Annotated in this window: 16 protein-coding genes and 2 pseudogenes; 12 read left to right on the top strand and 6 right to left on the bottom strand. The window is 59.8% G+C overall.

Annotated elements, in window-relative coordinates:
- Positions 1-4: 4 nt before the first annotated feature.
- The 4 genes and pseudogenes from O3A94_01025 to O3A94_01010 all read right to left on the bottom strand — a co-directional run bounded on the left by O3A94_01025 (position 5) and on the right by O3A94_01010 (position 6,059).
- Positions 5-898, bottom strand: a complete 894-nt coding sequence (locus tag O3A94_01025) for a 3-keto-5-aminohexanoate cleavage protein (protein MDA1354830.1) — start codon at positions 896-898, stop codon at positions 5-7.
- A gap of 29 nt (positions 899-927) precedes the next feature.
- Positions 928-2,265 carry an aspartate aminotransferase family protein gene (locus O3A94_01020; protein MDA1354829.1) on the bottom strand — a complete coding sequence of 446 codons (1,338 nt, stop codon included), beginning with the start codon at positions 2,263-2,265 and terminating at the stop codon, positions 928-930.
- 59 nt (positions 2,266-2,324) lie between these two features.
- The gene (locus O3A94_01015) at positions 2,325-4,001 is read right to left on the bottom strand and encodes a hydantoinase B/oxoprolinase family protein (GenBank protein MDA1354828.1); all 1,677 of its coding nucleotides are present in this window, start codon (positions 3,999-4,001) and stop codon (positions 2,325-2,327) included.
- A 42-nt stretch (positions 4,002-4,043) separates the two neighbouring features.
- A pseudogene (locus tag O3A94_01010) lies at positions 4,044-6,059 on the bottom strand (hydantoinase/oxoprolinase family protein).
- Between the two features lie 285 nt (positions 6,060-6,344).
- Between O3A94_01010 and O3A94_01005 the strand changes: the two are divergent.
- Positions 6,345-6,479, top strand: a pseudogene (locus tag O3A94_01005) (IS6 family transposase).
- A gap of 179 nt (positions 6,480-6,658) precedes the next feature.
- Here the strand turns inward: O3A94_01005 and O3A94_01000 are convergent.
- The gene (locus tag O3A94_01000; protein ID MDA1354827.1) at positions 6,659-8,380 is read right to left on the bottom strand and encodes a cation:proton antiporter; all 1,722 of its coding nucleotides are present in this window, start codon (positions 8,378-8,380) and stop codon (positions 6,659-6,661) included.
- Positions 8,381-9,141: 761 nt separating this feature from the next.
- Between O3A94_01000 and nhaR the strand changes: the two genes are divergently transcribed.
- Positions 9,142-10,044, top strand: a complete 903-nt coding sequence (gene nhaR, locus O3A94_00995; protein ID MDA1354826.1) for a transcriptional activator NhaR — start codon at positions 9,142-9,144, stop codon at positions 10,042-10,044.
- The gene (gene nhaA, locus O3A94_00990; protein MDA1354825.1) at positions 10,034-11,428 is read left to right on the top strand and encodes a Na+/H+ antiporter NhaA; all 1,395 of its coding nucleotides are present in this window, start codon (positions 10,034-10,036) and stop codon (positions 11,426-11,428) included. The genes nhaR and nhaA overlap by 11 nt, the downstream gene beginning before the upstream one ends.
- Before the next feature lie 618 nt (positions 11,429-12,046).
- On the opposite strand, the gene O3A94_00985 is transcribed toward nhaA, so the two are convergent.
- Positions 12,047-12,796 carry a glucose 1-dehydrogenase gene (locus O3A94_00985; GenBank protein MDA1354824.1) on the bottom strand — a complete coding sequence of 250 codons (750 nt, stop codon included), beginning with the start codon at positions 12,794-12,796 and terminating at the stop codon, positions 12,047-12,049.
- Positions 12,797-13,100: 304 nt separating this feature from the next.
- Between O3A94_00985 and O3A94_00980 the strand changes: the two genes are divergently transcribed.
- The 9 genes from O3A94_00980 (at position 13,101) to O3A94_00940 (ending at position 24,414) form a co-directional block, all read left to right on the top strand.
- The gene (locus O3A94_00980; protein MDA1354823.1) at positions 13,101-15,191 is read left to right on the top strand and encodes a hydantoinase/oxoprolinase family protein; all 2,091 of its coding nucleotides are present in this window, start codon (positions 13,101-13,103) and stop codon (positions 15,189-15,191) included.
- A 12-nt stretch (positions 15,192-15,203) separates the two neighbouring features.
- Positions 15,204-17,051 (top strand): hydantoinase B/oxoprolinase family protein, encoded by a 1,848-nt coding sequence (locus O3A94_00975; protein MDA1354822.1) that lies wholly within the window; start codon positions 15,204-15,206, stop codon positions 17,049-17,051.
- 280 nt (positions 17,052-17,331) lie between these two features.
- Positions 17,332-18,837 (top strand): YHS domain-containing protein, encoded by a 1,506-nt coding sequence (locus O3A94_00970; protein ID MDA1354821.1) that lies wholly within the window; start codon positions 17,332-17,334, stop codon positions 18,835-18,837.
- Positions 18,838-18,893: 56 nt separating this feature from the next.
- Positions 18,894-19,175, top strand: a complete 282-nt coding sequence (locus O3A94_00965; protein MDA1354820.1) for a toluene monooxygenase — start codon at positions 18,894-18,896, stop codon at positions 19,173-19,175.
- 41 nt (positions 19,176-19,216) lie between these two features.
- Positions 19,217-19,519, top strand: coding sequence for an MmoB/DmpM family protein (locus O3A94_00960; protein MDA1354819.1), 303 nt, complete (start codon positions 19,217-19,219; stop codon positions 19,517-19,519).
- A gap of 30 nt (positions 19,520-19,549) precedes the next feature.
- Entirely contained in the window at positions 19,550-20,539 is a 990-nt protein-coding gene (locus O3A94_00955) for an aromatic/alkene monooxygenase hydroxylase subunit beta (GenBank protein ID MDA1354818.1), read from the top strand.
- Positions 20,540-20,592: 53 nt separating this feature from the next.
- Positions 20,593-21,009 (top strand): cupin domain-containing protein, encoded by a 417-nt coding sequence (locus tag O3A94_00950; GenBank protein MDA1354817.1) that lies wholly within the window; start codon positions 20,593-20,595, stop codon positions 21,007-21,009.
- Positions 21,010-21,075: 66 nt separating this feature from the next.
- The gene (locus tag O3A94_00945) at positions 21,076-22,635 is read left to right on the top strand and encodes an amidase (protein ID MDA1354816.1); all 1,560 of its coding nucleotides are present in this window, start codon (positions 21,076-21,078) and stop codon (positions 22,633-22,635) included.
- 84 nt (positions 22,636-22,719) lie between these two features.
- Entirely contained in the window at positions 22,720-24,414 is a 1,695-nt protein-coding gene (locus O3A94_00940; GenBank protein ID MDA1354815.1) for an amidohydrolase family protein, read from the top strand.
- Positions 24,415-24,591: the final 177 nt, after the last annotated feature.

The following is a 24,591-nucleotide window of genomic DNA, read 5'->3' as shown; positions in this document are numbered from 1 at the left end:
TGGATCAGGGCTTGCGGAGGTTGAGAATATCCCGCGCCTCGGCCGGCGTTGCGGCTTCGCAGCCGAACATCTCGATCAACGTGACAGCCTGCTCGACCAACGCCGCGTTAGACGGCGCAAGTTCGCCCTGGCGCAGATAGAGATTGTCCTCAAGCCCCGTGCGCACATGGCCGCCGCTCAGAATGGAAAGGCCAGCCAGCGGCAATTGATCGCGCGAAATGCCAAACGCCGCCCAATGCGCGCCCTCGGGCAACAGGGTCAACAGATAGTTAAGCGCGGCAGGCGTCGCAGGCGCGCCCCATTGGATTCCGAGGCAAAGCTGGAAGAAGCCGGGGCGCGCAATCTGGTCAGCTTCGAGCATATGCCGGGCGAGGCGCACATGTCCGACATCGAACACTTCGAGCTCCGGTACCACGCCGTTCTCGCGCATCGCCTGGGCCATGTAGCGCAGATGCGGCGGCGAGTTGATCATCACGCTCTCGTCGCGGATGCCGCCGGAATTCATGGTCGCGACATCCAGGCTGCAAATTTCCGGCTTGAGCGCCAAGACATGCTCGATCCGCCGCGCCGGCGAAGTCATGGTCGTGCCGGGCCCGAATTCGAGTGGATTATCGAGCCCGAGGCTGATGCGACCGCCATAACCGGTGGTCAGATTCAGCACCACGTCGGTGTTGCTCTCCCGGATGCGGCCCGCCGTTGCCTCGTAAAGCTCAGGCGCCATACTGGCCTGGCCGGTTTCGGGGTCGCGCACATGGACATGCACGATCGCAGCCCCCGCCTTCGCCGCCTCTATCGCCGAATCGGCGATCTGCTGCGGTGTGACCGGTACGGCTGGGTTCTTGCCGACGGTATCGGCAGAGCCGGTGACCGCGCAGGTGATGATGACTTTTCGCGCCATAAGAAAATACTCCTTAAACCGGGATTAGGTTAGGCAGCTTCGTCTTCGGCATTGCGCAATTGATCGCGCAATCCGTCCCGCAAAACATCGGCGAAACGGGTGATATCGGCCTCGACGAGCGCGGTAGACAAATTGCCCATGCCGTAGGGCGCCATCATGAAACCGTGATTGAGGAAATAGCGGTTGAGCCGCGCCATGCGCGCCTTTTCGTCGGCATCGACATAGGCCGAGCGGTAATCGCTGATCGGGCGGTCGTTGAGATAAAGCCGAAACAGCGAGCCAGCGCCGGTGACTTGCCCGGCGACTCCCGCATCGGCCATCGCGGCGCGGAAGGCAACACGCGCCTTCTCACCCAAGGCGTTCAATTCGGCCAGGCGCTTCTCGTCTAGGAGGCGCATCGTCGTCAGCCCTGCCACCATCGTAACTGGATTGGCGTTGAACGTACCGGCATGGGGCAGCGCGACCGCACTCGCCCGTGGATCAAACACCGACATGACTTCTTCCCGCCCGGCGATAGCGCCGACGGGAAAGCCGCCGCCGACAATCTTGCCGAGCGCCGTGAGGTCAGGCAACACGCCAAACACGCCCTGCGCACCATTGAAGCCAATGCGGAAGCTGATGACTTCATCGTAGATGAGGACGATGCCGTGGCGGTCAGCGAAATCACGAAGAAATTTTAGGAATACTTGGTTGGCGGGTGTCAAGCCGCAACGGTTGGGCAACGGGTCGATGATAATGGCCGCGAGGTTGCCAGCTTCCGGTGTCAGGATACGTTCGGCCGCGACCGGATCATTGAACGGCATCACGACGACATCGCTGAGCACGCCGGCTGGCGTGCCGCGCGAGGTGGCGATGGCAGTTGGGTCGCTCGCTGACCATACGTCCGGCCCGACGCCTTCGCTCACTTCGGCATAATCATAGGTACCGTGATAGGCGCCTTCACATTTCGCGATCTTCGACCGGCCCGTATGCGCACGCGCCGCCTTGATAGTCATCATCACCGCCTCGGTGCCGGAATTCGCGAAGCGCACGCGCTCGGCTGAAGGCAAGCGCTCGCAAATCAGCTCCGCCAGCATGATCTCCGCCTCGGTCGGGCCGGCATAACAGGTGCCGAGCGGAAGCTGCGCCGCCGCCGCCGCAATCACGTCCGGATGTGCATGGCCGTGAATGAGTGAGGTGAAGTTGTTGAGAAAATCCGTGCGCTCGATGCCGTCGACATCGGTCAACACCGCGCCTTTGGCCGATTGGATGTAGATCGGGTACGGCGCACGATAGACGCTTTGCCGCGAGTTGCCGCCGGGCAGCACTGCTTGCGCACGCTTAAAGAGCGCGGCGGAGCGTGAGCCGGTGTCGGGATAATTTGTCATGTTTCGATATCCTTATCAGGCGCTCATTCAGCGGCTTTGTCGCGGGCTTACTCGGCGGCTTACTCGGCGGCTTCGTCTGCAGTGAGATCGAAGGCGTAGTCGCGCACCGCATCCTCGGCGCTAAGGTAATTCCGGCGAAGATCCTCAACCACCCTCGAACGTTGCCTGGCGTGCGGATCGCCGTAACCGCCGCCGCCCGGTGTGCGTACCTGCACCACGTCGCCGGGACGAAGCGCATAGCCCTCACCCTTGGAGAGATGCGGTGGCCGCTCGGTATTACCGCCGCGCGTGATCTCTATTTCGTTCACCGCACCCGCCAGGCCGCCACCCAAGCCGGGCGGACCGATGCGCCCATGATCCATCATAAACGAGGCTTTCGCCTCGCCCCGCAACAGGCGGACCCGGTAGTTGACGCCGAAGCCGCCGCGATGCCGCCCGGCGCCGCCCGAGCCTTCGCGGAGCGCATATTCCTCGAACAGGATCGGGTAATGCTGCTCCAATATCTCGGCCGGCTGGGTTTTGGAGATGCCGACAGAGGAGCAGCCGTTGGTCAGGCCGTCGGTCTCCCACCAGCCGCCGTAGCCGCCGCCCGAGAAGATGTACATGACGTAGCGGCGCCCTTCGTCGGGGTCTTCGCCGCCCAAGCTGAAATTGCCGCTGGTACCGGCGGGTGCGGCGAACATGCGTTCCGGGATTGCCTGGCCCAAGGCGCCGAACACGGCTTCCATGATGCGCTGTGCGGTCTCGGCGGCGCAGCCCGAAACCGGGCGCGGATAGGTCGCATAGAGAAACGTGTCATGCGGTGGGGTGACGGCGATCGGCCGGAAGCAGCCGGCGTTGATCGGCACGTCGGGGAAGATGTGCTTAACCGCGCAATAGACCGAGGCCAGCGTGGTCGCCCAAACCGAGTTGACAGGCCCGCGGCAAGGCGGGCTGGAGCCCGAGAAATCGACGTGGATGTCGCTGCCTTTGACGGTCGTGTTGACGCGCACTTCAAGCGGCGCGTCATCGACACCGTCGCTGTCCATATAACTGGAAAAAACATATGCGCCGTCGGGGATGGTCTCGATATGCGCGCGCATGCGCTGTTCGGAGCGGTCCTTGAGCGCCTCGATGGCTGCGCTGACTGTAGCTTCGCCGTATTTGTCGAGCAGTGCCGTAAGCCGTTTTTCGCCGACCGAAAGAGCGCCCACCTGGGCGCGGATGTCGCCGACACGTTCGTCTGGCACGCGGATGTTTGCCAGCACGATTTGCAAGATGTCCTGGTCGATCACGCCGCGCCGATAAAGTTTTACCGGGGGCAGACGCAGGCCTTCCTGCTGGATCTCAGTGGCCTCGGAGGAGAAGCCGCCCGGCACCATGCCGCCAGTGTCGGGCCAATGCCCCGTGTTGGAGAGATACGCCCAGTGCCTGCCTTTATAGTAGAAAGGGCGCACCATCTTGACGTCCATCAGATGCGTGCCGCCCTTATACGGATCGTTGATCAGGATGATGTCACCGGGCTCCAAATCCTTGCGCTCGGCGATCACGGCTTGTGTCGTCGATTGCATGACGCCAAGGAAGATCGGCAGCCCAAGTTCGCCCTGGGCAATGATGTCGCCGGTTACGGCGTCGTAAATCCCGTTCGATCGGTCGTAGGCCTCGGAGATCACCGGCGAGAACGAGGTGCGCTGGTGAACCAGGTCCATCTCGCTCGCAACTTGTTCGAGACCGCTTTGAATAACCGCGAGGGTCACGGCATCTAGCGCCCCAGCGATCTTCTGTGCGGCGGCTTGCGGCACCTCGACGATCAGGTTGCCCGCGCGGTCGATGCGCGTGGTCGAACCCGGCTCAATGAGGATGGTGGTATCGAGCTGCTGGATAACGGCGGGGCCGGTGATCTCAGCTTCCGCCGGCAGGCGCTCGCGTTCATAGATCGGCGTCTCGTGCCAAGCGCCATCGAAAAAGACCGGGCGGGTTGAGATTCGCGCGGCCGCCAGATCGTTCTTAGCAGCGCTCGGCGTGAAGGTGAGCTCGGGCGAGGTGCGGACGCCGCGAATCGTGGTCCGGAGGCTCACCAGGATCGGCTGCATCTCAGGCAAAAGAATATCGAAGCGCTCGCGGTAGAGATCGGCGAAGCGCTCGCGCGTTGCATCCAGTGAGAAGCCCGGGCTCTCAACCGCGACGCGGAACATATGGCTTTGGCCGCGATAGAAGAGATCGGCCTCGTGGCTGACCTCGACCGCCGTGACCGCCACGCCCTCGCGCGCCAATACCTCGCGCCCTTCGTGAGCTTGGTCGGCAAGAATGCGGTCCGCCTCGTCAACATCCACGTCTTCGAGCGGTGTGTGCAGGGTCTGCACGAAATCATGGCGGACATCGGCGAGCACACAGCCGAGCGCCGAGGTGATGCCGGGATAGCGCGGCACCACCACATGCGGCACGCCGAGCTCGCGCGCGATCGCCGTCGCGTGCATCGGACCCGCGCCACCGAATGCGAACAGCGCGAACTCTCGTGGGTCGTTTCCCTTGTCGACCGAGACCAGCCTGGCCGCACCCGCCATCTGATGATCGACCACGCGGATGATCGCCGCTGCCGCCTCGGTGGCGTCGAGCCCCAGCGGTTTGCCGATCTTCTCGGCAATGGCACGCCGCACCGCGTCTGCGCCAAGGCCGGTATTGAGGCCCGCGATCGTATCCGGGTCGATCCGCCCGAGCAGGAGGTTGGCATCGGTCACGGTGGGCTCGGTGCCGCCCCGCCCGTAGCAGATCGGGCCGGGTGTCGCGCCCGCGCTTTCCGGCCCGACGCGAAGGATGCCGCCGGTATCAACGCGGGCAATGCTGCCGCCGCCTGCCCCGATGGTCTGGATATCGACCATCGGCACGCGGAGCGGCATGCCGTAGCTGATGTCCTTCTCGGTCGTGGTCGTTGGCACGCCGTTTTTTACGATGGCGATGTCGAAGCTGGTGCCACCCATGTCGCAGCTGATCACGTTCGGAAAGCCCGCGGCGCTGCCGAGATGCGCCGCGGCAATTGCACCCGCGGCCGGACCCGACATCACGGTATGAACCGCTTTTTCACCAGCGGTCGCAGCGCTCATCATGCCGCCATTGCCCTGCATCACGAGCAATTCATGGCCAAACGCGGCATCGCGCAGACGCTGTTGGAGATGGCCGAGATAGCGCGTCATGATGGGCTGGATATAGCCGTTGAGCGCCGCCGTGCTGCCGCGCTCGAACTCGCGTACTTCGCGCAAGACCTCAGAGCCCAGCGTGATATGCCCGTTGGTCCAGGTTTCGCGCGCGATTTCACCGGCGCGGCGCTCGTGGTCCTGATTGAGGTAGGAGTGAATGAAATGGATGATGAGCGCTTCCGCGCCGGCTTCGCGCAGCGTCTCCACGGCTTCGCGCACCTCGTCTTCTGCGAGCACTGTCACCACGCGGCCCGAGGCGTCGATGCGCTCGCTCACCTCAATCCGGCGGTCGCGCGGCACGAGCGGCTCGAAATGGCCGGTCATGCCCCAAGGGTTGGGCCGCGTGCGCCGGCCAAGCTCCAGCGTGTCGCGAAAGCCGCGCGTGGTGATCAGCCCGCAGCGCACGCCCTTCCGTTCAAGCACCGCATTGGTGCCCACGGTCGTGCCGTGAATGATTGAATCGAGTGTGCTCGGATCGGCGCCGAGCGCCTGGATGCCGGCCATGAACCCGTCCGACTGATCGGCTGGCGTAGAGGGCACCTTGGCAATCTCGAAGCGCCCGGTCTTGGGATCGGCAAGCAGCAGGTCGGTGAAGGTGCCGCCAACGTCTACGCCGAGAATCACAGCAACATCACCGTTCGTTCGCCCACGTCGTAACACTCCGAAATTGCCGTTGCCCAAATAGGCCACAAAATGGCTGACAGCGACCACAATATAAGTGCCGGCAGCGGCAGAAGCCACAGCAACGTTTTCAATGCAGCGGCCTCCGAGATCAGGTGGCCTTCTATGGGCTCTGTCGGACCAAACCGGCTTGATGGCGGCGTGGGCGACGCATAGCCCGGGCGGACGGCAAATCCGTTCCGCTATTTCGACAGCTCACCCAAGGTGATCCGCCTCGCGGTCACGATGTACATCAGCTATCCGCTGTCGTAGCGGCAGGTTGAGGATCCGCCGTTCGAGCGTGGGATAGACATTTGCCACCAGACGGTGCGGTTCTGGTGGAGCCGGCACGATCCGATGTTTGCTGCCGAGATCCGCCAGATCAGTTTGTCTGACAACCCCCGCAGGTGCATAGAGCTACCGCGCATGGTCTCGGAAATTGTCGTTCCGATGTACCAGGAGCCGATCTAACGATACCGGTCAAACAGTCAAGCTGCCCTGGGATGCGCCCTGGGGTGCGACCGCCGCCGCAAATTTGAGTGACGTTCCACCGCATACCGTCAGCCCCCCCTCTCCTCGCCGCTACGGATCCGTGCGTAGCCATCTGCGCGTAATATACCGAGCAAGTCCTGGACCTCAGAGTCGGATATGCCGAGGTGCTGCAGAAGGTCCGCGCCGAGCTCGAGGCTCGCTTCCACGGTTTCGGGAATCGCCGAAACGACCCCGCGCTCCAGCATCGCGTCTCGGTCCTCGAAATTATAGACGCGCACATGTACAGGCATTTCTGGATAGAAATTGCGCAGCGCACTAACCACCTTTTCGCAGGCTCGCTTGTCGTTCAGCGTCACTACCGCCGCCGCAGCCCGAGCGAGTTCTCCCGAGGTCAGTACGTGCGGGTCGCTGACGTCACCGAAGCGGACATGGTGGCCCAACTTCCGTTCCCGCACCACCTTCTCAATGTCGACATCGAAGGCGATGTAGGGGATGTCAGAAGCCTTGAGCATATCGCAAACGATCCGCCCCACCCTGCCAATTCCCGTCACCACGACGTATTTTTCCTCGCCCCAGTCGGCCGCCGTGGAGTGGGCAGATGTGCGCCCCGCTCTTTCTAGTAAGTCGGCAAGCGCGTTGCCGAGCTTGACGAAAACCGGCGTCGCCGCCATCGACACAGAAATCACGACAAGGGCGAAGGCGAACTGGTCCTCGCCCACGAGGCCGCTCGCCAGCGCAGAACCCAGTAGCACGAAACCAAACTCGCCGCTTTGCGAGAGCAGGAACGCTGTGCGGATCGTCGCCCGACGCGAGACCCGAAATGCAGCGCATAGCACGATTAGGACCGCGATCTTGATTCCGATGACAGCGAGTACGCTGAAGATCACCCGCACCCACTCCTGCTTTATCACCGCGATGTCGATCGACATGCCGACCGAGAGAAAAAACAGCCCAAGCAGTAGTCCCTTGTAGGGCAACACCGCCGCCTCGACCTGATGGCGATAATCCGACACCGACAGCGTCACCCCGATGAGAAAGGCGCCGAGCGCCATGGACAACCCCGTGAACTCCATCGCCCAGGCGCTGGCTAACATCGCAAGCATTGAGAGCACGGCGAACACGTCCATGAAGCGCCGCTTCGCCGTCCAAGTGAGCAAGACCGGCAAGACGAAGCGCCCGATCAGCAGCACGATGGCTATGACGCCGATGATCATCAACGCGCGCAGCCAGATTGGCTCGCCCGCGATCTGCGGCGCGCCCTCCGAAATGAGCGGAACCATCGCCAGCAAGGGAACGACCGCCATATCCTGTAAGATGAGGATCGAAATGCTAGTCCGCCCCGTCTCGGTGTTCAGCTCGGCCCGCTCGGAAAGAATCTGCGCGACGAATGCTGTAGACGACAGTGCGAGCGCCAGGCCAACGACTAGCGCCACGTTCCACGGCAGCGCGGTGGCGACGAGAAAGCCGAACAGGAGCGCGCCGCTTACCGCCACTTGAAGCGAGCCCAACCCGAAAACCCGGGTGCGCATCGCCCACAATTTGCGCGGAGCCATCTCAAGTCCGACCACGAACAGAAGCAACACCACGCCGAACTCGGCAATCTCGCGAAGCTGGCTCACGTTTTGGGTAATGCCCAGGACCGACGGCCCGACAACGAACCCCGTCGCGAACAATCCAATCACAGGGCTTAAGCGGAAGCGCTTCGCGATAGCCATGGCGCCCGCGCTGGCCCCCAGGATGATCACTAGGGCAAAGAGCAGTTCGTCAAGATGGGTCTCTGGAATATCCATCGAATCTAGCCCCCCTGGGCATCTCCTCGGCCGCGACGGCGCACCGAGCCGCACGCTCCCGCTCAGCAGTTCTTTTCCAAATAATCGCTAAATTGACTCTGGTATTGGAATCGATTTACCTCGCAATCGTCCGATAGAATGGCGACAAGAATTAAGATAATGACGCCGCGCGGCCCCCGAATAGAGGGCATCCAGCGCCGCGCCTTGTCTTGACCGCGTCGCAACACCTCTTCTAAGTCAGGCGGTTGCGGTCCGCCACCGCCATTTGGTCGTCGGCCACCGCCGCCGGAGCCGCGACCGCCCTCACCACGGCGTGACCCAACTGGGAAATTCCCCAGGGGCCGTTGCCGTTGCCACCACGTTGGTCCGACCACGTAACAGTTTATTCGTCTCTCAAGTTATAAATAATTCGTGGCTTTACCATGCCCCGTTTTTCCAAAATTCCCGTCATGCGGATGCATTTTCCCTATCATCTTACCTTATCGACAATGTTCTCGGCCTGCGCCGAAACGAGATTTCCTCGCAGGCAATCGTTGAATGTGATCGCCAATATTGGAAATAAGTACGCCGCCAACTTTAGGCATGACTGCGCATTGAATGGGATCAGACAAAAGATGTCCGGGGTGACGTCAGCCCGTATCAACCCCTCCGCTGCATTGTCGTTGTAGTTTCAACAACAACTATGGTGGCCATCCTTGAAATTCAATAAAATACGAATATATATGACGTATTATTCGTATTTATCGAACTATGGTATTCCGATGATCAACTACAAGCATCTACATTATTTCTGGTCGGTAGCTAGGGAGGGCGGCGTCTCTAGGGCCAGTGAACGGCTAAACCTGACACCGCAAACGATCAGCGGGCAACTGAGTTTGCTGGAGGAGCATCTGGGAGTGAAACTGTTCTCCCGGGTCGGCCGCAATTTGGAGCTCACTGAGACCGGGCAACTTGTATTGAGCTATGCTGATGAGATCTTCTCGCTGGGCGGTGAGTTGGAAAATACGATTCATCGGCTGCCTGACGACCGCCCCCAATTGTTTCGGGTTGGTGTTGTCGACGTGCTATCCAAGTCCATCGCCCATCGAATTCTTCAGCCTGCGCTGCGGATGCCGGACCCAGTACGCATGATTTGCCGCGAGACGGGTCTCGATACTTTGCTGGCAGAATTGTCCGTGCACCGCCTTGACTTGGTACTGGCCGACAGTCCTGTTCCTCCCACGGTCAGCACGCGAAGTTTTAGTCATAAACTTGGCGAGAGCGCGGTCAGCTTCTTTGCCACAGCGAAACTGAAAAAGAAGCTAATTGGTGATTTTCCCCAGTGTCTGGAAGGCGCACCGCTACTGTTTCCGAGTACCGGCAATCAACTGCGTTCCAGTATTGATCAGTGGCTGAACAAACATCGCATCTACCCGCAAAGAATTGCCGAGTTTGATGACAGCGCGCTGATGAAGGCTTTTGGGCAAGAAGGTGTCGGGATCTTCATAGCGCCCGCTGTTATCGAGGCAGAGGTGGAGAGGCAGTATCAGGTGACTGTGATTGGCCGGGTCAATGAGGTGAAAGCGCATTTCTACGCCATCTCCGTCGAGCGCCAAGTCAAGCACCCAGTCGTCTCCGCCATAGTGGAGGCAGCTCGTCAGTCGCTGTTTGGTGATGAAAAATAAAAACACAGGAGCAAACCGTATTCCCAAAATGAAAAGAGGCGTTTATTACGCTCCCTGGGAAAAAAGTTTCGGCAAAATCCTCACGCCGTTTGAAGAGTTTATTCACCGCCAGACCACGAGCGGCTTACTGCTGATGTGTATGGCAATCGTCGCGTTGGTACTGGCCAACGGACCGTTGGCTTCCGTCTATGAGCATGTCGTACATACCCTAATCAGCCTCGACATCGGCAGTTGGGCGCTGGAAATGACCCTGCACCATTGGATCAATGATGGCCTAATGGCGCTATTTTTCTTTGTCGTCGGATTGGAACTTAAACGTGAGTTGCTGGTAGGAGAACTGGCGAAACTACGAAATGCCATCCTGCCGATTGCGGCGGCAATTGGCGGCATGGTTGTGCCTGCCTTGATATATTTTGCCTTCAACCCACAAGGCGACGCGGCGGCTGGATGGGGGATACCCATGGCCACCGACATCGCTTTCGCAGTTGGTGCCCTGGCTTTGCTGGCAAGCCGGGTGCCCAAGGCCTTGATCACCTTTCTGGTCGCTCTGGCGATTGTAGACGATCTGGGTGCCGTGATGGTGATTGCGTTATTCTATACCGACACCATTGCGTTTGGTCCCCTAGCGCTCTGCGGCGGTCTCTTCGCTTTGCTGCTGGCTTTCAATCTGGTCGGCATCCGCAATACCATGCCCTATTTTATTGTCGCGGTGTTGATGTGGTACGCCATGCAGCAATCAGGTGTGCACGCCACTCTGGCTGGCATATTGGGAGCGCTATCGGTCCCAGCGATACCAAAGTACGACCCGACACGTTTCAGTGAGCACGTCAAAGAACTCATAAGGCGTTTTGATGCCAGCCACAAACCTGGGAAAAGCATCATGACCAATATCGAGTTGCGTGCCGTCGTACAGGCCTTGAAAAACAGTGTGCACAGCGTTGAAGCCCCGTTGCAGCGATTGGAGCATACCTGGCATATGCCGGTGGCCTACTTCGTAATTCCAATCTTCGCCTTGGCCAACGCCGGCATTCCGCTATCTTCTGGTTCGCTGGGTGAAATTTTGACCAATCCGGTGATGCACGGTGTGTCGCTCGGTCTAGTGGTGGGCAAGTTCATTGGCATCACTGGGGCAAGTTGGCTGGTGCTGAAGCTGGGTGTGGCCGAACTACCGAAAAATACGCGGTTCACCCAGATCGCTGGTGTGTCGTTGCTGGCCGGGATCGGATTCACCATGTCCATATTTGTCGCTCAGCTCGGTTTTGGCGAGCGCAATGATTTGTTGCTGGTGGCCAAGACGGGCATTATTGCCGCTTCCCTGCTGGCGGGCGTGGCTGGATTCATTTGGCTCTACCTAGTTAGCAGGCCAGGAGAGGCGGAAGACTAGATTCTGGATCGCGGATGGAGTTAATGACCTGGGGGACAATCGGATGCGTTCCCTCGGGTGGAAAGTAAGGCTATGAAGAAAGTTCTAGTTGTTCAAGACGATTAACTTAAAGGCGGTCTCAACATCCGGTTGCTGGAAAATGAATGCGAGATTCTGATAGCCAATAATGGCATCGAAGCTTTGCATAAACACAGGCGCCATGTACTTGCACCGGCCATCAAATACGCGTGTGTTGGCGTTTTTCATCATGGCAAGAAGTGAAGCCTACAGAAGCCACCTCAACGTTTTCAATGCAACGGCCTCCAAGACGAAGGCGCCTTCTGAATCTGTCGGGCGCATCGCCAGCTCGTGCGGCGACAGATTTGGCGCTGTCGGAGCAAGCGTTACTGGAGTGTAAGCCCCGGTTTTATATAAGGCTTTGTCGCAAACGCGAGTGCCCCAGCGGCGCCGATCCGGTTAAACTGGCCGGATGAATGCGAGCAGCTGTCGAAGCCCTCGCTTCCCACGATCGATCATCTAGCGTGCGGGCGGGCAGTTAAACGAGTCTGTGACGAAGCCCGCCAACATCTTCGCCGCCGAGCACGATCAAACGCAGCTCGGCCCACAACGCAGCGCGGGTCAGCCCTTCTCGGCCAGCATGCCGCCATCGATCGGCAGGATATGGCCGGTGATGAAACTGGATTGATCTGAAAGCAACCAGACGACCGCATTGGCAACCTCCTCGGGCTGGCCGATGCGGCGCATCGGCACGCGTGCCGCCGACCCAGAGAGATCGTTATCCCACAGGCGCAGCAGGAGCGGCGTGTGGATCGGTCCGGGGGCAACCGCATTGATGCGGATGCCTTGGGCCGCGACTTCAAGCGCCACCGCTTTGGTCATGCCGGAAACCGCGTGCTTTGCGGTGATATAGGGCGACCAATCGGCGTAGCCGAACAAGCCCCAAATCGAACTCATATTGACGATGGCGCCACCGCCGCCAGCCAGCATGGCCGGTATCTCAGCCTGCATGGCGAGATAGACGCCGTTAATCATGATATCGAACACGCGCTGCACCTGCGCCATGTCCTGTCCCTGTACCGGCGCCTCAGGGCCCTCGAGGCCGGCATTGTTGACGGCGGCATCGAGCCTGCCAAAGGCGCTCAATGCGCGCGCCACCATGGCGTTCACATCTGCCGCGTTAGACACATCGGCGCGCAGAAACTCGGCGACGCCACCGGCCTCCGTTACTTCGCGCGCCACCGCTTCACCGCCCGCTTCATCGATATCGGCGACGAGAACCTTGGCCCCCGCCGCAGCCATGGCCAGTACCGTCGCCCGCCCAATTCCGGACGCACCACCCGTCACCAGTCCCACGCGATCCTTCAACATAATTTTGCCGCCTTCCCAATCCAGAGGGCTGCTACGTTAGCTGGCCGCCACCAACAAGGCTTTAAAAATATTGGCTGGCTGGAGATCGAGCGCAAAAAACGGCCTGGTCACAGGATGGCGTGCGGCTGAGGAGCCTAGACGTCGGCGCGGCGAAAAATAATTTCGACTGTTTTGCCAAAGACGCGCTTGAGTATTTGATCGCCGCCTCCAATTCGCGCAAGATCGAATCCAAGGACAAGGTCGTCGAGCATCTTAAAAATGCGTGGTACGCACGGCCAAATATGAAGAAATCGGGAGAGCAGGAATGGGCTATCGCATTGCCGTCGATACTGGCGGCACCTTCACCGATGTCGTCGTTGCAGATGCACAAGGGCATTTGGTGGTCGGCAAGGCGCTGACCACACCCGAACGCAGCTATGACGGCTTTTCCGCCGCGTTGACCAATGCGGCGGAAATCATCGGTGTTCCGGTGGTGACTCTACTGGGCGAGACTGAAGTTTTGATATACGGCACCACGCGCTCGACCAATTCCATCGTGGAAAAAAAGACCGCCAAGACCGCCCTCCTCGTGACCGAAGGCTTCCCCGACATTCTGCTGTACCGCCAAGGCGGCAAGCGCGAGCCGCTCAATATTGTGATTGAGTTTCCACCGCCCTACGTGCCGCGCCGCCTCACCTTCGAAATTCCCGAGCGCATCAATGCCGAAGGCGGCGTCGAGACAGCGCTCGACGAAGCGGCGGCGCGCGCCACCATCGCCGGCCTGGCGAACATGAATATCGAGGCCGTCGCGGTGAGCCTGCTTTGGTCGATCGTCAATTCGGCGCATGAAAAGCGCCTTGGCGAATTGATTGCAGAGATCCTGCCGGGCATTCCCTACACGCTGTCGCATCAGCTCAATCCGATCATCCGCGAATATCCGCGCACCTCCTCCACCGCCATCGATGCCTCGCTAAAGCCGCTCATGCAGCACCATCTTTCTGGCTTTGAGAGCGATCTGCGCGCGGCCAACTATCAGGGCGAAATCCTGGTGAGCGCGTGCTCGGGCGGCGTTATGCATGTCAAAGATGTGGTTGAGAAGCCGATCTACACGGTTAAATCGGGGCCGGCCATGGCGCCCCTGGCGGGCATCGCTTATGCCGAGGCGGAAGGCGAAGGCAACGACGTCATCATCGTCGACACCGGCGGCACGACGTTCGACGTCAGCATGGTGCGCGCCGGGCAAATCAAATTCACCCGCGAGACGTGGTTGCTCGGCGAATGGATCGGCCACAATCTCGGCCTCTCCTCGGTCGATGTGCGGAGCGTCGGCGCCGGCGGCGGCTCCATCGCCTGGATCGATTCAGGCGGCCTGCTCCGGGTCGGCCCCAAGAGTGCCGGCGCGATGCCCGGCCCGGCCTGTTACGGCCGCGGCGGCACCGAAGCGACGGTCACCGATGCCGCCGTGGTGCTCGGCTATATCGATCCGCATTTCTTTCTCGGCGGGCGCATGGCGCTCGATGTGGCGGCGGCGCGCAAGGCTGTTTCGGCAATTGCCGATCAGAGCAAGTTGAGCGTTGAGCAGGCGGCCTTTGCCATCATCACCATCGCCGGTGAGCAGATGATCAAGGCGATTCAGGAAATCACCGTGCAGGACGGTGTTAACCCGGCGGAGAGCATTCTCGTCGCCGGCGGCGGCGCTGCCGGTCTCAATATTCTGCCCATCGCCAAGGCACTCGGCTGCGCCAAAGTGCTGGTGCCGCGCACCGCTGGGGCGCTTAGCGCCTGCGGTGGGCAATATTCCAACATCGTCGCCGAATTCAGCGCCAGCCAATACGCCCATTCGGGAAATTTCGATTTCGCCGGCGTCGATCGCGCGCTCGGCGGCATCACCCAGCAGATCGAGGCCTTCAGCGAAGAATTGCGCGAGCGCGGCATCAACCAGTTCAAAAGCGAATATTTTGTCGAGGCGCGCTACATCAATCAACAGTGGGAAATGGAATTCGCCATGCCGCTGGAGACGGTCAAAAGCGCCGCCGATGTAGAGGTTTTGGTGCAGGCGTTCCACGATGTGCATTTCCGCCGCTACGCCATGAAAGAAGAAGGCGGCGCCATCGAATGCGTCAATTGGAAGGGCCGGCTGACCGCGATCCTCGACAAGCCGAATTTGCCGGAAGAAGCGGCGGGCGAATTAAAGGCGCCCGAAGCCAGGCGTGTTTCGAAAACCTATTTCGGCGGCGACGACGCCCTCGACGCGCCGGTCTATGTCGGCACGGACCTCAGCCCCGGCGCTGTGATCGCTGGCCCGGCAATTATTGAGGAGCCAACCACCACCATCGTCGTCTATCCCGGCGCCACCGCACGGGTGACGGCGCGGCGGAATTATATGTTGGAAACAGAAACCGAGAGCAAGGCGTAGGGGAGCTTAAATATGGCTATATCCAAGAACAATCCCGCGTCCGGTACAGGGACGGACCAGACGAGCCAGGCGGACCAGGACGGCCAGTTCGACTCTGTGCTGCTCGCCATCATGGCCAACCGCATGGACGCGATCTGCCGTGAGATGACCAACACCGTGTTGTTCTCCGCCCGCTCGGCGGTGATCGGCATCGCGCGCGATTTTTCCTGCGCGATTATCACCTCGGATGACGAGGTTCTGGCGGTCGCCGAGGCGATGCCGATTCATGTGTTTGGCATGCATCTGCAAACCGCCTCGATGGCGAAATATCATCCGGATTTTCGCGAGGGCGATGCCTTTCTCGACAATGATCCCTATGTCGGCAACAGCCACCCCGCGGATCATACCTTTCTCATTCCGGTATTTTTTGAGGGCGAGCATTTCTTTACGGCGGCGGTCAAGGCGCATCAGGCCGATTGCGGCAATAGCCAGCCGACGACCTATTTCGCCGCCGCCAAGGACGTCTATCAAGAAGGCGCGCTGATCTTTCCCTGTGTGCAGGTGCAAAGCGATTATGAGGACAACCAGGATATCATCCGCATGTGCCGCCGGCGCATCCGCGTGCCTGATCAATGGTATGGCGATTATCTCGCGGCGATGGGCGCGGCCCGCATCGGCGAGCGCCGGCTGAAGGAGTTCATCGGCAAATACGGCAAGGCCATGACGCGCAAATTCGTCGCCGACTGGTTCGATTATTCCGAGCGACGGACGGCCGAGGCGATCCGCGCTCTGCCGGGTGGCACCATCTCCGCCACCGGCGTGCATGATCCGATCATGCCGTTTCTGCCGGACGGCATTCAGATCAAAGTCGCTATCGATATCGACAGCACCGACGGCCGGATCAAGGTGGATCTGCGCGACAATCCGGATTCCGTCGATGCCGGACTAAATCTGACCGAGGCGACCTCCACCATGTCGGCGGCGCAAGCGGTGTTCTGCTGCCTCGATCCCGACATTCCGCACAATTCCGGCAGCTTCCGGCGGCTGGATATTCTGCTGCGCGAAAATTGCGTCACCGGCATTCCGCGCTTTCCGCATAGCTGCTCGGTCGCCACCACCAATATGACCGATACCATCATCAATACCATTCAGGCCGGCTTCGCTCAGCTCGGCGACGGCTATGGCTTCAGCCAGGGCAATATGTGCAACGGCGCCGGCACGGGCGTGTGCTCGGGCAAGGATTGGCGCAACGGCGGCGCACCCTATGTGAACCAGATGTTCATGTCGGCCGGCGGCATGCCCGCCTCAGCGCGCAATGACGGCATGCACGGCATGGTCAATCCGGTCAGCGCCGGGCTGGTCTACCGCGACAGCATCGAGGTCAACGAACAGCGCTTTCCGTTCCAGGTTGAAAGCGTGCGCGCGCTGGAGGATTCATGCGGCGCCGGACGGCGGCGCGGCGGCCCGGCGTCGGAAGTGATCATGGGGCCGCGCATCGAACCCATGCTGATCATCAATATCGCCAACGGCTTGGAAAATGTGCCGCAGGGCGTGCTCGGCGGCTTGCCGTCGCAGCCCGCCATCCAAATGAAGATTGCCGCCGACGGCAGCGAGGAGTTTTATTCCACCGATGCCTATTGCCATCTCTCGCCGGGCGATAGATTACGCGCCGTCGACAATGGCGGTGGCGGCTACGGCGACCCCCTGACGCGCGAGACCGAACGTGTTCTCAACGATGTGCAGGAGCGCTATGTCTCACGCGCCAAGGCCGAAGCGGTCTATGGCGTGATCATCACCGGCTCGCCGGCGCGCGACGATCTCGCTGTCGACATCAGCGCCACCACCAAACTCCGCCAATCCCGCCTCGCGGCATTGGCCTGATAAGTCCAAAGACCTGGGGCCTGATAAGTCCAAAGACCTGGGGCCTGACAAGTCCAAGGACCTGGGGCCTGACAACTCCGAGCCGATGCCCCTTTCCAGCGTCGCGGGTGACGCATGTGCCGCGCTGATTTGGATCAAAACCACCGACTCATTCCCAGAAACATGCTACCGTCGGTGCAATTCGTCCTGCCGGGCTAGGTTTTCTCTGCTCGGGAGAGGCAGCTCCTGATCTACGGAATGCTGCTAAGGCGGCACGTCATCGCTTCATGGAGGCACGACAATGCCCAGACTCGAACGCTCCGAATGGTACGACCTCGCGCGCGACACCAACTGGACGCCGCGCTATGTCGATGAACAGGAAATATTCCCGCCGGAAATGAGCGATCCCTACGGCATTCCGGTCGCCGAGTGGGAGACGTTCGACGAGCCCTATAAAGTGTCGTACCGCGAATATGTCCGCATTCAGCGCGAGAAAGACTCGGGCGCCTATTCTGTCCGCACCGCCCTCGCACATTCCGATTATTACGAAGACGCCGACCCGGCCTATTTAAGCGCCTTAAAAATGCATTATGGCTCGATCTCTTTATCCGAATATGCCGCCTGCCATGCGGACGAACGGATGGTGCGCTTCGGCCGCGCGCCGAGCATGCGCAACATGGCGACCTTCGGCATGCTGGACGAAATGCGGCACGGCCAGATCCATCTCTGGTTCGCCCATGCGCTAGCCAAAAAAGACCGTCAATTCGATTGGGCGCATCAGGCCCATCACACCCAGAATTGGGCCGTCGTTGCTGGCCGTCATGCGCTCGACGATGTGATGATGACGCGCGACGCGCCGACCACTTCACTCATGCTCAATTTCGCTTTTGAGACCGGCCTGACCAACGTCCAGATGATCGGCCTGTCGCGCGATGCCGCGAACATGGGCGATTACACCTTCTCAAACCTGATCACCAGCATCCAATCAGATGAAGCGCGCCATGCCCAGATCGGCACGCCGGTCATTCAGATCATGATTCGCAACGGCAAAAAGGCAGAGGCGCAGCAAGCGGTCGATATCGCCTTCTGGCGCATTTGGCGGGTATTCGCGATCCTGGTTGGAATTTCGATGGATTATCAAATTCCGCTGGCAAAGCGCGATCGCTCGTTCAAGGAATATATGCGCGAGTTCGTGATGACCCAGTATGAGCGCCAACTCACCGATGTCGGCCTGGATCGGCCATGGTATTGGGATATCTTTCTCGACGATATTGAGAACCACCATCATTGCCAGCAGGGCGGCATTTGGTCGTGGCGCCCCACCGTATGGTGGAACCCAAGCGGCGCCGTCGGCCCGGCCGAGCGTGAATGGCTGGAGGAAAAATACCCCGGCTGGAACGACACCTACGGCAAATATTATTGGGATACGATTATCCAAAATATTGTCGAAGGTCATCCCGAGAAGACCCTGGCAACCGGCATGCCGATGCTGTGCAACATGTGCCAGATTCCGATCTCCAACCGGCCGGGCGAGCCGTGGAAGGCCAGAGCCTATCAAGTGGACTATCAAGATCGGCGCTACAGCTTCTGCACTTCGGTCTGCGAGTGGATCTTCAAGGTCGACCCCGAGCGCTACAAGCATCACCACTCGATCGTCGACCGCATGTATTCCGGTGAGATAGACCCGCCGACCATGGAAAACGTCCTGCTCTATATGGGGTCCGGCGTGGTTAGCGAGGGCGGCAAGGACGCTTATGATTATGCCTGGGCCGATCCCTACCGCGCGGTGCGGAGCGCTGCCGAGTAAGGATCGGGTGCGTCAGTACCTCCGGTTTTGTGTTGCGTTGAAGAGGAAGCACGGCAATGGCGAACGAATTCCCCATCCTTTCCCGGATGCAGTATGACGGTCATATTCGCGTGGTCGATGTGGCGCCGGATTTCACCATGGATCAGGTCGCCGCGGAATGCGCCAAATATTCCGTCGGCACCCATCTGCCGCCGCCCGAGCCCGGCAAGCCGCTTCGTATCCGCCCGACCACGGACGATGATAGCGCCGCGCCGTTTCCGGTCGATATGACCGTCGCCGATGCCAAGCTTCAGAAGTTTGACTGCGTCGATATCTATATCGAGAGCGACACGGCCTGATCGCCTGAAAACAAGAAACCAAAGACCGCCACGGAGGACACATGTCGAACGTCGAGGGAATGTTGGAGAATATGGTGGGGCCGGTCTTGCGCGGTGGAGATATCGCCGAAGCCGCGGTCGAAGCGATGATCGAAGACAACCCGGGCAAACATGTGAAGGTCGATGACCACAAGACCTATGTGCGCGTTTCGGTCGATCGTGAATGTCTGATCAAGGCGCAGACCATGTCGGAAATTCTTGGGCGCCCGTTTGAGATGCAGGAGCTCGAAATCAACTTGAGCGGTTTCGCCGGTCAGATCGAGACGACGGAAGCCTATATGCGCTTTTATCTAAATTCAGCCTAAGGCCGCTCTAGAACAAAAAGGCACGACACCATGTCGGACATTGATGACCTAAGCAAACCGCTCAAAACCTGGAGCCACCTCGCGGCCAACAAGCGCCGGCCGACCGAGTACGAGATCGTGTCGACCAACCTGCTGTGGAGCACCGCCGATCCCAAGGAGCCTTGGGCGACGCACGGCCATATGAGCGACTGGTACGTCAAATACCGCAACAACAGCCCGCTGCGCCACCCCGACTGGGATGCCTTCCGTGATCCCGATCAGTTGGTTTACCGGACCTACAACATGACGCAGGACGGACAAGAAGCGCATGTCGATGGGCTGATCAATGACCACGAAAAGAACGATCATGACGAAACCCTCGACAAGGGCTGGGCCAAGGCGCTGGCCAAGCTCTACACACCGGGGCGTTACCTCACTCATATCCGCCAGATGTCTTCGGCCTATCTCGCCCAAATGGTCCCGGCGAGCACCATTGAGAACTGCGCCATGATGCAAACGGCGGATCAACTGCGCTGGCTGTCGCGCATTGCTTATCGCACCAAAGCGCTCTCGCTGGCCCACCCCGAGCTTGGCTTTGGCGATGGTGAACGCAAAATCTGGGAGGACAACCCCGCCTGGCAGGGCTTTCGCGAATTGATGGAGAACGTCCTCGTCGCCTATGACTGGGGCGAACAGTTTATTGCGCTCAACGTGGTCGCGATGCCGGTGATTGACGAGGCCTATGTGCGCCGGCTCGGGCAATCGGCTCGGGTGAACGGCGATACGCTGCTGGCGATGCTGGCGGACGCACAGTTTTCAGACATTGACCGCTCGCGCCGTTGGACGACGGCGCTGGTCAAATTCGCCGATCAAACGCCGGACAACAAAGCCGTCATGCAACAATGGGTGGCGAAATGGGTGCCGCTTGCGGAGAAGGCCATTGACGCCTTCTGCCTCGCCCTCCCCGACAATCCTGACGCCACCACCACGGCGAAGGATGCGGCAAGAAACTTCCGCGAAACGCTCGGCTTCAACGCCTAAGGGCGGACGCACGGCGCTGTCAGAGCAGTAATTGGCAAAGGGAATGATCCGAAATGACAACTAAAGTTGCACACGCAGTTACCAAAATACCCAAGATGAAACCCACGCCCGGCGGCTCGGTCATTGTGAAGCCCGAGGACATGGAATGGCAGCCCACGCAGTTCGACAAGGTGTGGATAAAAATCCTCTATGAAGACAAAGAAAAAGGCGAGATGACATGCCTTGCTAAATTGGACCCGGGCGCGAAACTGCCGATACACATGCATCCCGAAATCGAGCAGGCCTATATTTTAGAAGGCTCGATGACCGACCACGATGGCACCGTACACGCCGGCGAATATGTCTGGCGCCACGGCGGCTCCATTCATGACAATGTGAGCGAAGAAGGCGCGATCGTCTTCGCGGTCTATCGCAAGCCCAACCTCTTTCAGAATTCATCCGGCTTGAATGCCCAGAACGACGCAGATTAAGACGCTGACGAAGAACTTGGTGATGCGCAATCTGCCCGCCAATTCTGCGGCACATGGCGGAGTAATATGCCGAGCGGTGTAAAACTCCCGAGCGTCAGCCAAGTACTCGATCTCGCCGAGCATTTCGGCATGGAGATGACGGCTGAAGAGGCGGCGACCTACCGCGCCCTCATGCAAGGCCCGGCGAATGCCTACCGCCGCGTCGAAGAACTCAGCCAGTCCCGCATGCCGGAGCATCGCTACCCGCGGACGACCGGCTATCGTCCCGAGGCCGCCGAAAACCCCTATAACGGCTGGTACTACAAGACAGACATTAAAGGCGCGGATCAGGGATTGCTGAAGGGCCATCAGGTCGCGGTCAAGGATGCGATCTGTGTCGCCGGTGTGCCGATGATGGCCGGCTCGAGAGTTCTGCAAGGTTTCGTGCCGAACATCGACGCGACCGTCATCACCCGCCTGCTCGATGCCGGTGCCACCATCGCCGGCAAAACCAATTGTGAAGATATGTCGTTCTCCGGCAGCGGGCATACCTGCGCCTCCGGCCCGGTTCGGAATCCTCATAAACCGAGCCACTCGCCGGGCGGCTCGTCAAACGGCAGTGCGGTCGTGATCGCCGCCGGAGACATCGACCTAGCGCTTGGTGGCGATCAGGGCGGATCGATCCGTATCCCCGCCGCCTGGTCCGGCATCGTCGGTCTCAAACCAACATATGGCTTGGTGCCTTACACCGGGGCGATGACGATGGAAATGTCGCTCGACCATCTCGGGCCGATGGCAAAGAACGTCGAGGGTATCGGCCGCCTTCTCTCCGTCATGGCCGGGCAAGACCCGACCGACCCACGTCAGCGCGGCGCCATTCCGGCTGACCTCGATCATGATTATCTTTCAGCCATCGGCCAGGGTCTGCACGGCGCCCGCGTTGCGGTCGTGCGCGAGGCTTTTGATTTGGCGCCGCGCGATGAACTCGGCCTCCCCGGCAGCGAAGCCGTGGTCGACAGCAAGGTCAAGGCGGCAGTCAACGAGTTGGAAAAGCGCGGCGCGATCGTCACCGAGGTTTCGATCCCGCTGCATCAAGACGGTGTGTGTATTTGGCTCGCCATCCATCTTGAAGGTCCGGCTGCCATCATCAAGAGCAATGGCATGGGCTCAAACTGGGCCGGGCTTTACAACACCAGCCTGTACCAGGCGATGGCGCGCGGCATGCGCAGCCAGGTTGATGATCTTTCGCATACCGTAAAAACCGTCCTGCTGCTGAGCGAACATATGCACCGGCTATATCACGGCTCGTATTACGCCATGGCGCAAAACCTGAGAGGGTCGTTGCGCCAAGCTTATGACGACGTGCTCGCATCCTATGACGTGCTCGTCATGCCGACCGTCCCGTTCCGGGCCACGCCGCTGCCGGCCGAAGATTGCTCGATCGAAGATTATGTCGCCTTCGGCCTCAATATGATTCACAACACTGGCCAGTTCGATGTCACCGGCCACCCGGCGATCAGCGTGCCCTGCGGCATGGCGGACGGATTGCCCATCGGCATGATGATCGTCGGCAAACATTTTGACGACAAATCCGTCATCCGAATCGCCGACGCTTTCGAGAAAGTCGGAGACTGGCAACAGATGTAGAGAGACCGCTCTCGGGGCGGCAAAACGAACTCAAACTTCAGCACCACAATTACCGCGCGCTACCAACCCTAACGATCTCGCGCGATGTCACTTAGAAAGCAGCATATGGCCTACGACACACTTATAAAAAATGGTCTTCTGGTAGACGGCACCGGCGCATCAGCGCGTCATGGCAACGTCGCGATCACCGGCGGAGAAATCCGTGGCGTCGGCGACGTTGATGGCGCTGCCAAACAAATCATCGATGCCAGCGATTGCGTGGTATCGCCCGGCTTTATCGATCCGCACACCCATTATGATGCGCAGATTTGCTGGGATGGCGCCGTCACGCCGTCCTCCTGGCATGGCGTCACCAGCGTCGTTATGGGCAATTGCGGTGTTGGCCTCGCGCCGTGCAAACCGGCGGCGCGCGAAATTGCCATGCATGATTTGGTCAATGTTGAATCGATTCCCTATGACGTGCTGAACCAGGGGATCAGCTGGGATTGGGAGAGCTTCCCGGAATATCTCGATGCCGCGGAGCGCCGCAATCCATCGCTCAACCTCGCCTTTCTCGCGCCGCTCACGCCGTTCCGCCACTTCGTCATGGGCGAAGAATCGATGGACCGCGCGGCGACTGCGGACGAGATTTCCAGCATCCGCAGCCTTCTCGCCGAAGCCATGGATGCCGGCGCATTCGGCATTTCGAGCACCATCTTAAATCAACATTTGGGCTTTGCCGGGCGGCCTCTCGCCTGCCGCATGGCCAGCAATGAGGAACTCACGAGCTACGCCAGTGTGCTCAAGGAAAAGGGCAAGGGCGCCATCGAGATCGCCCTCACTCGGCAAATCTCGGTGCTCGATGATGATCAGTACAACATTCTGGAGATGCTGCTAAAAGCCAGTGGGCGGCCGGTCACCTTCATCGCGCTGTTTGACCGTGATGACATCTCCGAAGCCGTGCGCGATACCCTGCGGAAATGCGCGCCGTTGACCGCCCTCGGCGCACGGCCGCAGACCTCCCCCCTGCCGCTCACCCGGGAAGTCGATATGCGCAGCCCGTTTTCCTTTGCCGCCTTCCCCTCCTGGCAGCGGGTTTTTCAAGATAAATCAAAAGAGGCGCAAAGGGCCGTCTATCAGGACCGGGCCTTTCGCGATCAGTTCCGCGAAGAGCTTAAAAAACCGATCAGCTTCGGCAATTGGGAGCGCGTGACTCTGCACGAGGTTAAATCACCTGACCTCAAGCCCTATGAAGGCCGCACGGTTGCTGATATCGCCCGCGCCGAAGGCAAAGATGGGGTCGACACTTTCCTCGATCTCACATTGGCCGATGATCTCGAGCTTGAATATACGATGGCGACCTTCAACAATCGGCCCGAACGGATGGCCGAAATGTTGAAAGACCCCAGCATTCTAATAGGCCTCGGAGATGGCGGCGCACATGTTGATATGCTCTGTGATTCGGGTTATCCGACTTATCTTCTGGGCACTTGGGTTCGCGAGAAAGCGGCGCTGACCTTGGAGGAAGGCGTCAGGCGTCTGACCTCAGACCCGGCCGACTTCTTCGGCATCAAGGATCGAGGCCGCCTACAGGTTGGTCTCGCTGCCGATGTGACAATTTTCGATCCGGCGACGATCGGTTCGTCCAATCGCGGCGAGCGCTGCTACGACCTGCCCGGCGGCGGCAAAAGAATGGTCATGCCGTCCAAGGGCGTCGAATATTCGATCGTCAATGGTGAGGTTACCTACACCAACGCCGGGCTGACCGGGGCGAAGGCTGGGCAGGTTTTGCGGTCTTAATTGCCTGTCGTTATTTGTCCCCACCTGCCGCCATTTGCACGGGCTTAGACAAAATAGGCACGATGCAGTGTGAATTTTCATGCACCTAAATCGATCAATTCTGCGACGGCATGTTTGATGAGCCCCCGCCCCCTTCGCCACTAAAGCCCGGGGCAATGTCAACGGGGGCGGTATCTC

The sequence above is a fragment of the Pseudomonadota bacterium genome (assembly GCA_027624955.1).
Taxonomy (GTDB): domain Bacteria; phylum Pseudomonadota; class Alphaproteobacteria; order UBA828; family UBA828; genus PTKB01.
This window is presented reverse-complemented; position numbering and strand designations above follow the sequence as displayed.

Bases quoted from the DNA above. Each gene is read 5' to 3' on its own strand.
- O3A94_01025 (MDA1354830.1), bottom strand. From the start codon at position 898: ATGGCGCGAAAAGTCATCATCACCTGCGCGGTCACCGGCTCTGCCGAT.
- O3A94_01020 (MDA1354829.1), bottom strand. From the start codon at position 2,265: ATGACAAATTATCCCGACACCGGCTCACGCTCCGCCGCGCTCTTTAAG.
- O3A94_01000 (MDA1354827.1), bottom strand. From the start codon at position 8,380: ATGGATATTCCAGAGACCCATCTTGACGAACTGCTCTTTGCCCTAGTG.
- nhaR (MDA1354826.1), top strand. From the start codon at position 9,142: ATGATCAACTACAAGCATCTACATTATTTCTGGTCGGTAGCTAGGGAG.
- nhaA (MDA1354825.1), top strand. From the start codon at position 10,034: ATGAAAAATAAAAACACAGGAGCAAACCGTATTCCCAAAATGAAAAGA.
- O3A94_00985 (MDA1354824.1), bottom strand. From the start codon at position 12,796: ATGTTGAAGGATCGCGTGGGACTGGTGACGGGTGGTGCGTCCGGAATT.
- O3A94_00980 (MDA1354823.1), top strand. From the start codon at position 13,101: ATGGGCTATCGCATTGCCGTCGATACTGGCGGCACCTTCACCGATGTC.
- O3A94_00975 (MDA1354822.1), top strand. From the start codon at position 15,204: ATGGCTATATCCAAGAACAATCCCGCGTCCGGTACAGGGACGGACCAG.
- O3A94_00970 (MDA1354821.1), top strand. From the start codon at position 17,332: ATGCCCAGACTCGAACGCTCCGAATGGTACGACCTCGCGCGCGACACC.
- O3A94_00965 (MDA1354820.1), top strand. From the start codon at position 18,894: ATGGCGAACGAATTCCCCATCCTTTCCCGGATGCAGTATGACGGTCAT.
- O3A94_00960 (MDA1354819.1), top strand. From the start codon at position 19,217: ATGTCGAACGTCGAGGGAATGTTGGAGAATATGGTGGGGCCGGTCTTG.
- O3A94_00955 (MDA1354818.1), top strand. From the start codon at position 19,550: ATGTCGGACATTGATGACCTAAGCAAACCGCTCAAAACCTGGAGCCAC.
- O3A94_00950 (MDA1354817.1), top strand. From the start codon at position 20,593: ATGACAACTAAAGTTGCACACGCAGTTACCAAAATACCCAAGATGAAA.
- O3A94_00945 (MDA1354816.1), top strand. From the start codon at position 21,076: ATGCCGAGCGGTGTAAAACTCCCGAGCGTCAGCCAAGTACTCGATCTC.
- O3A94_00940 (MDA1354815.1), top strand. From the start codon at position 22,720: ATGTCACTTAGAAAGCAGCATATGGCCTACGACACACTTATAAAAAAT.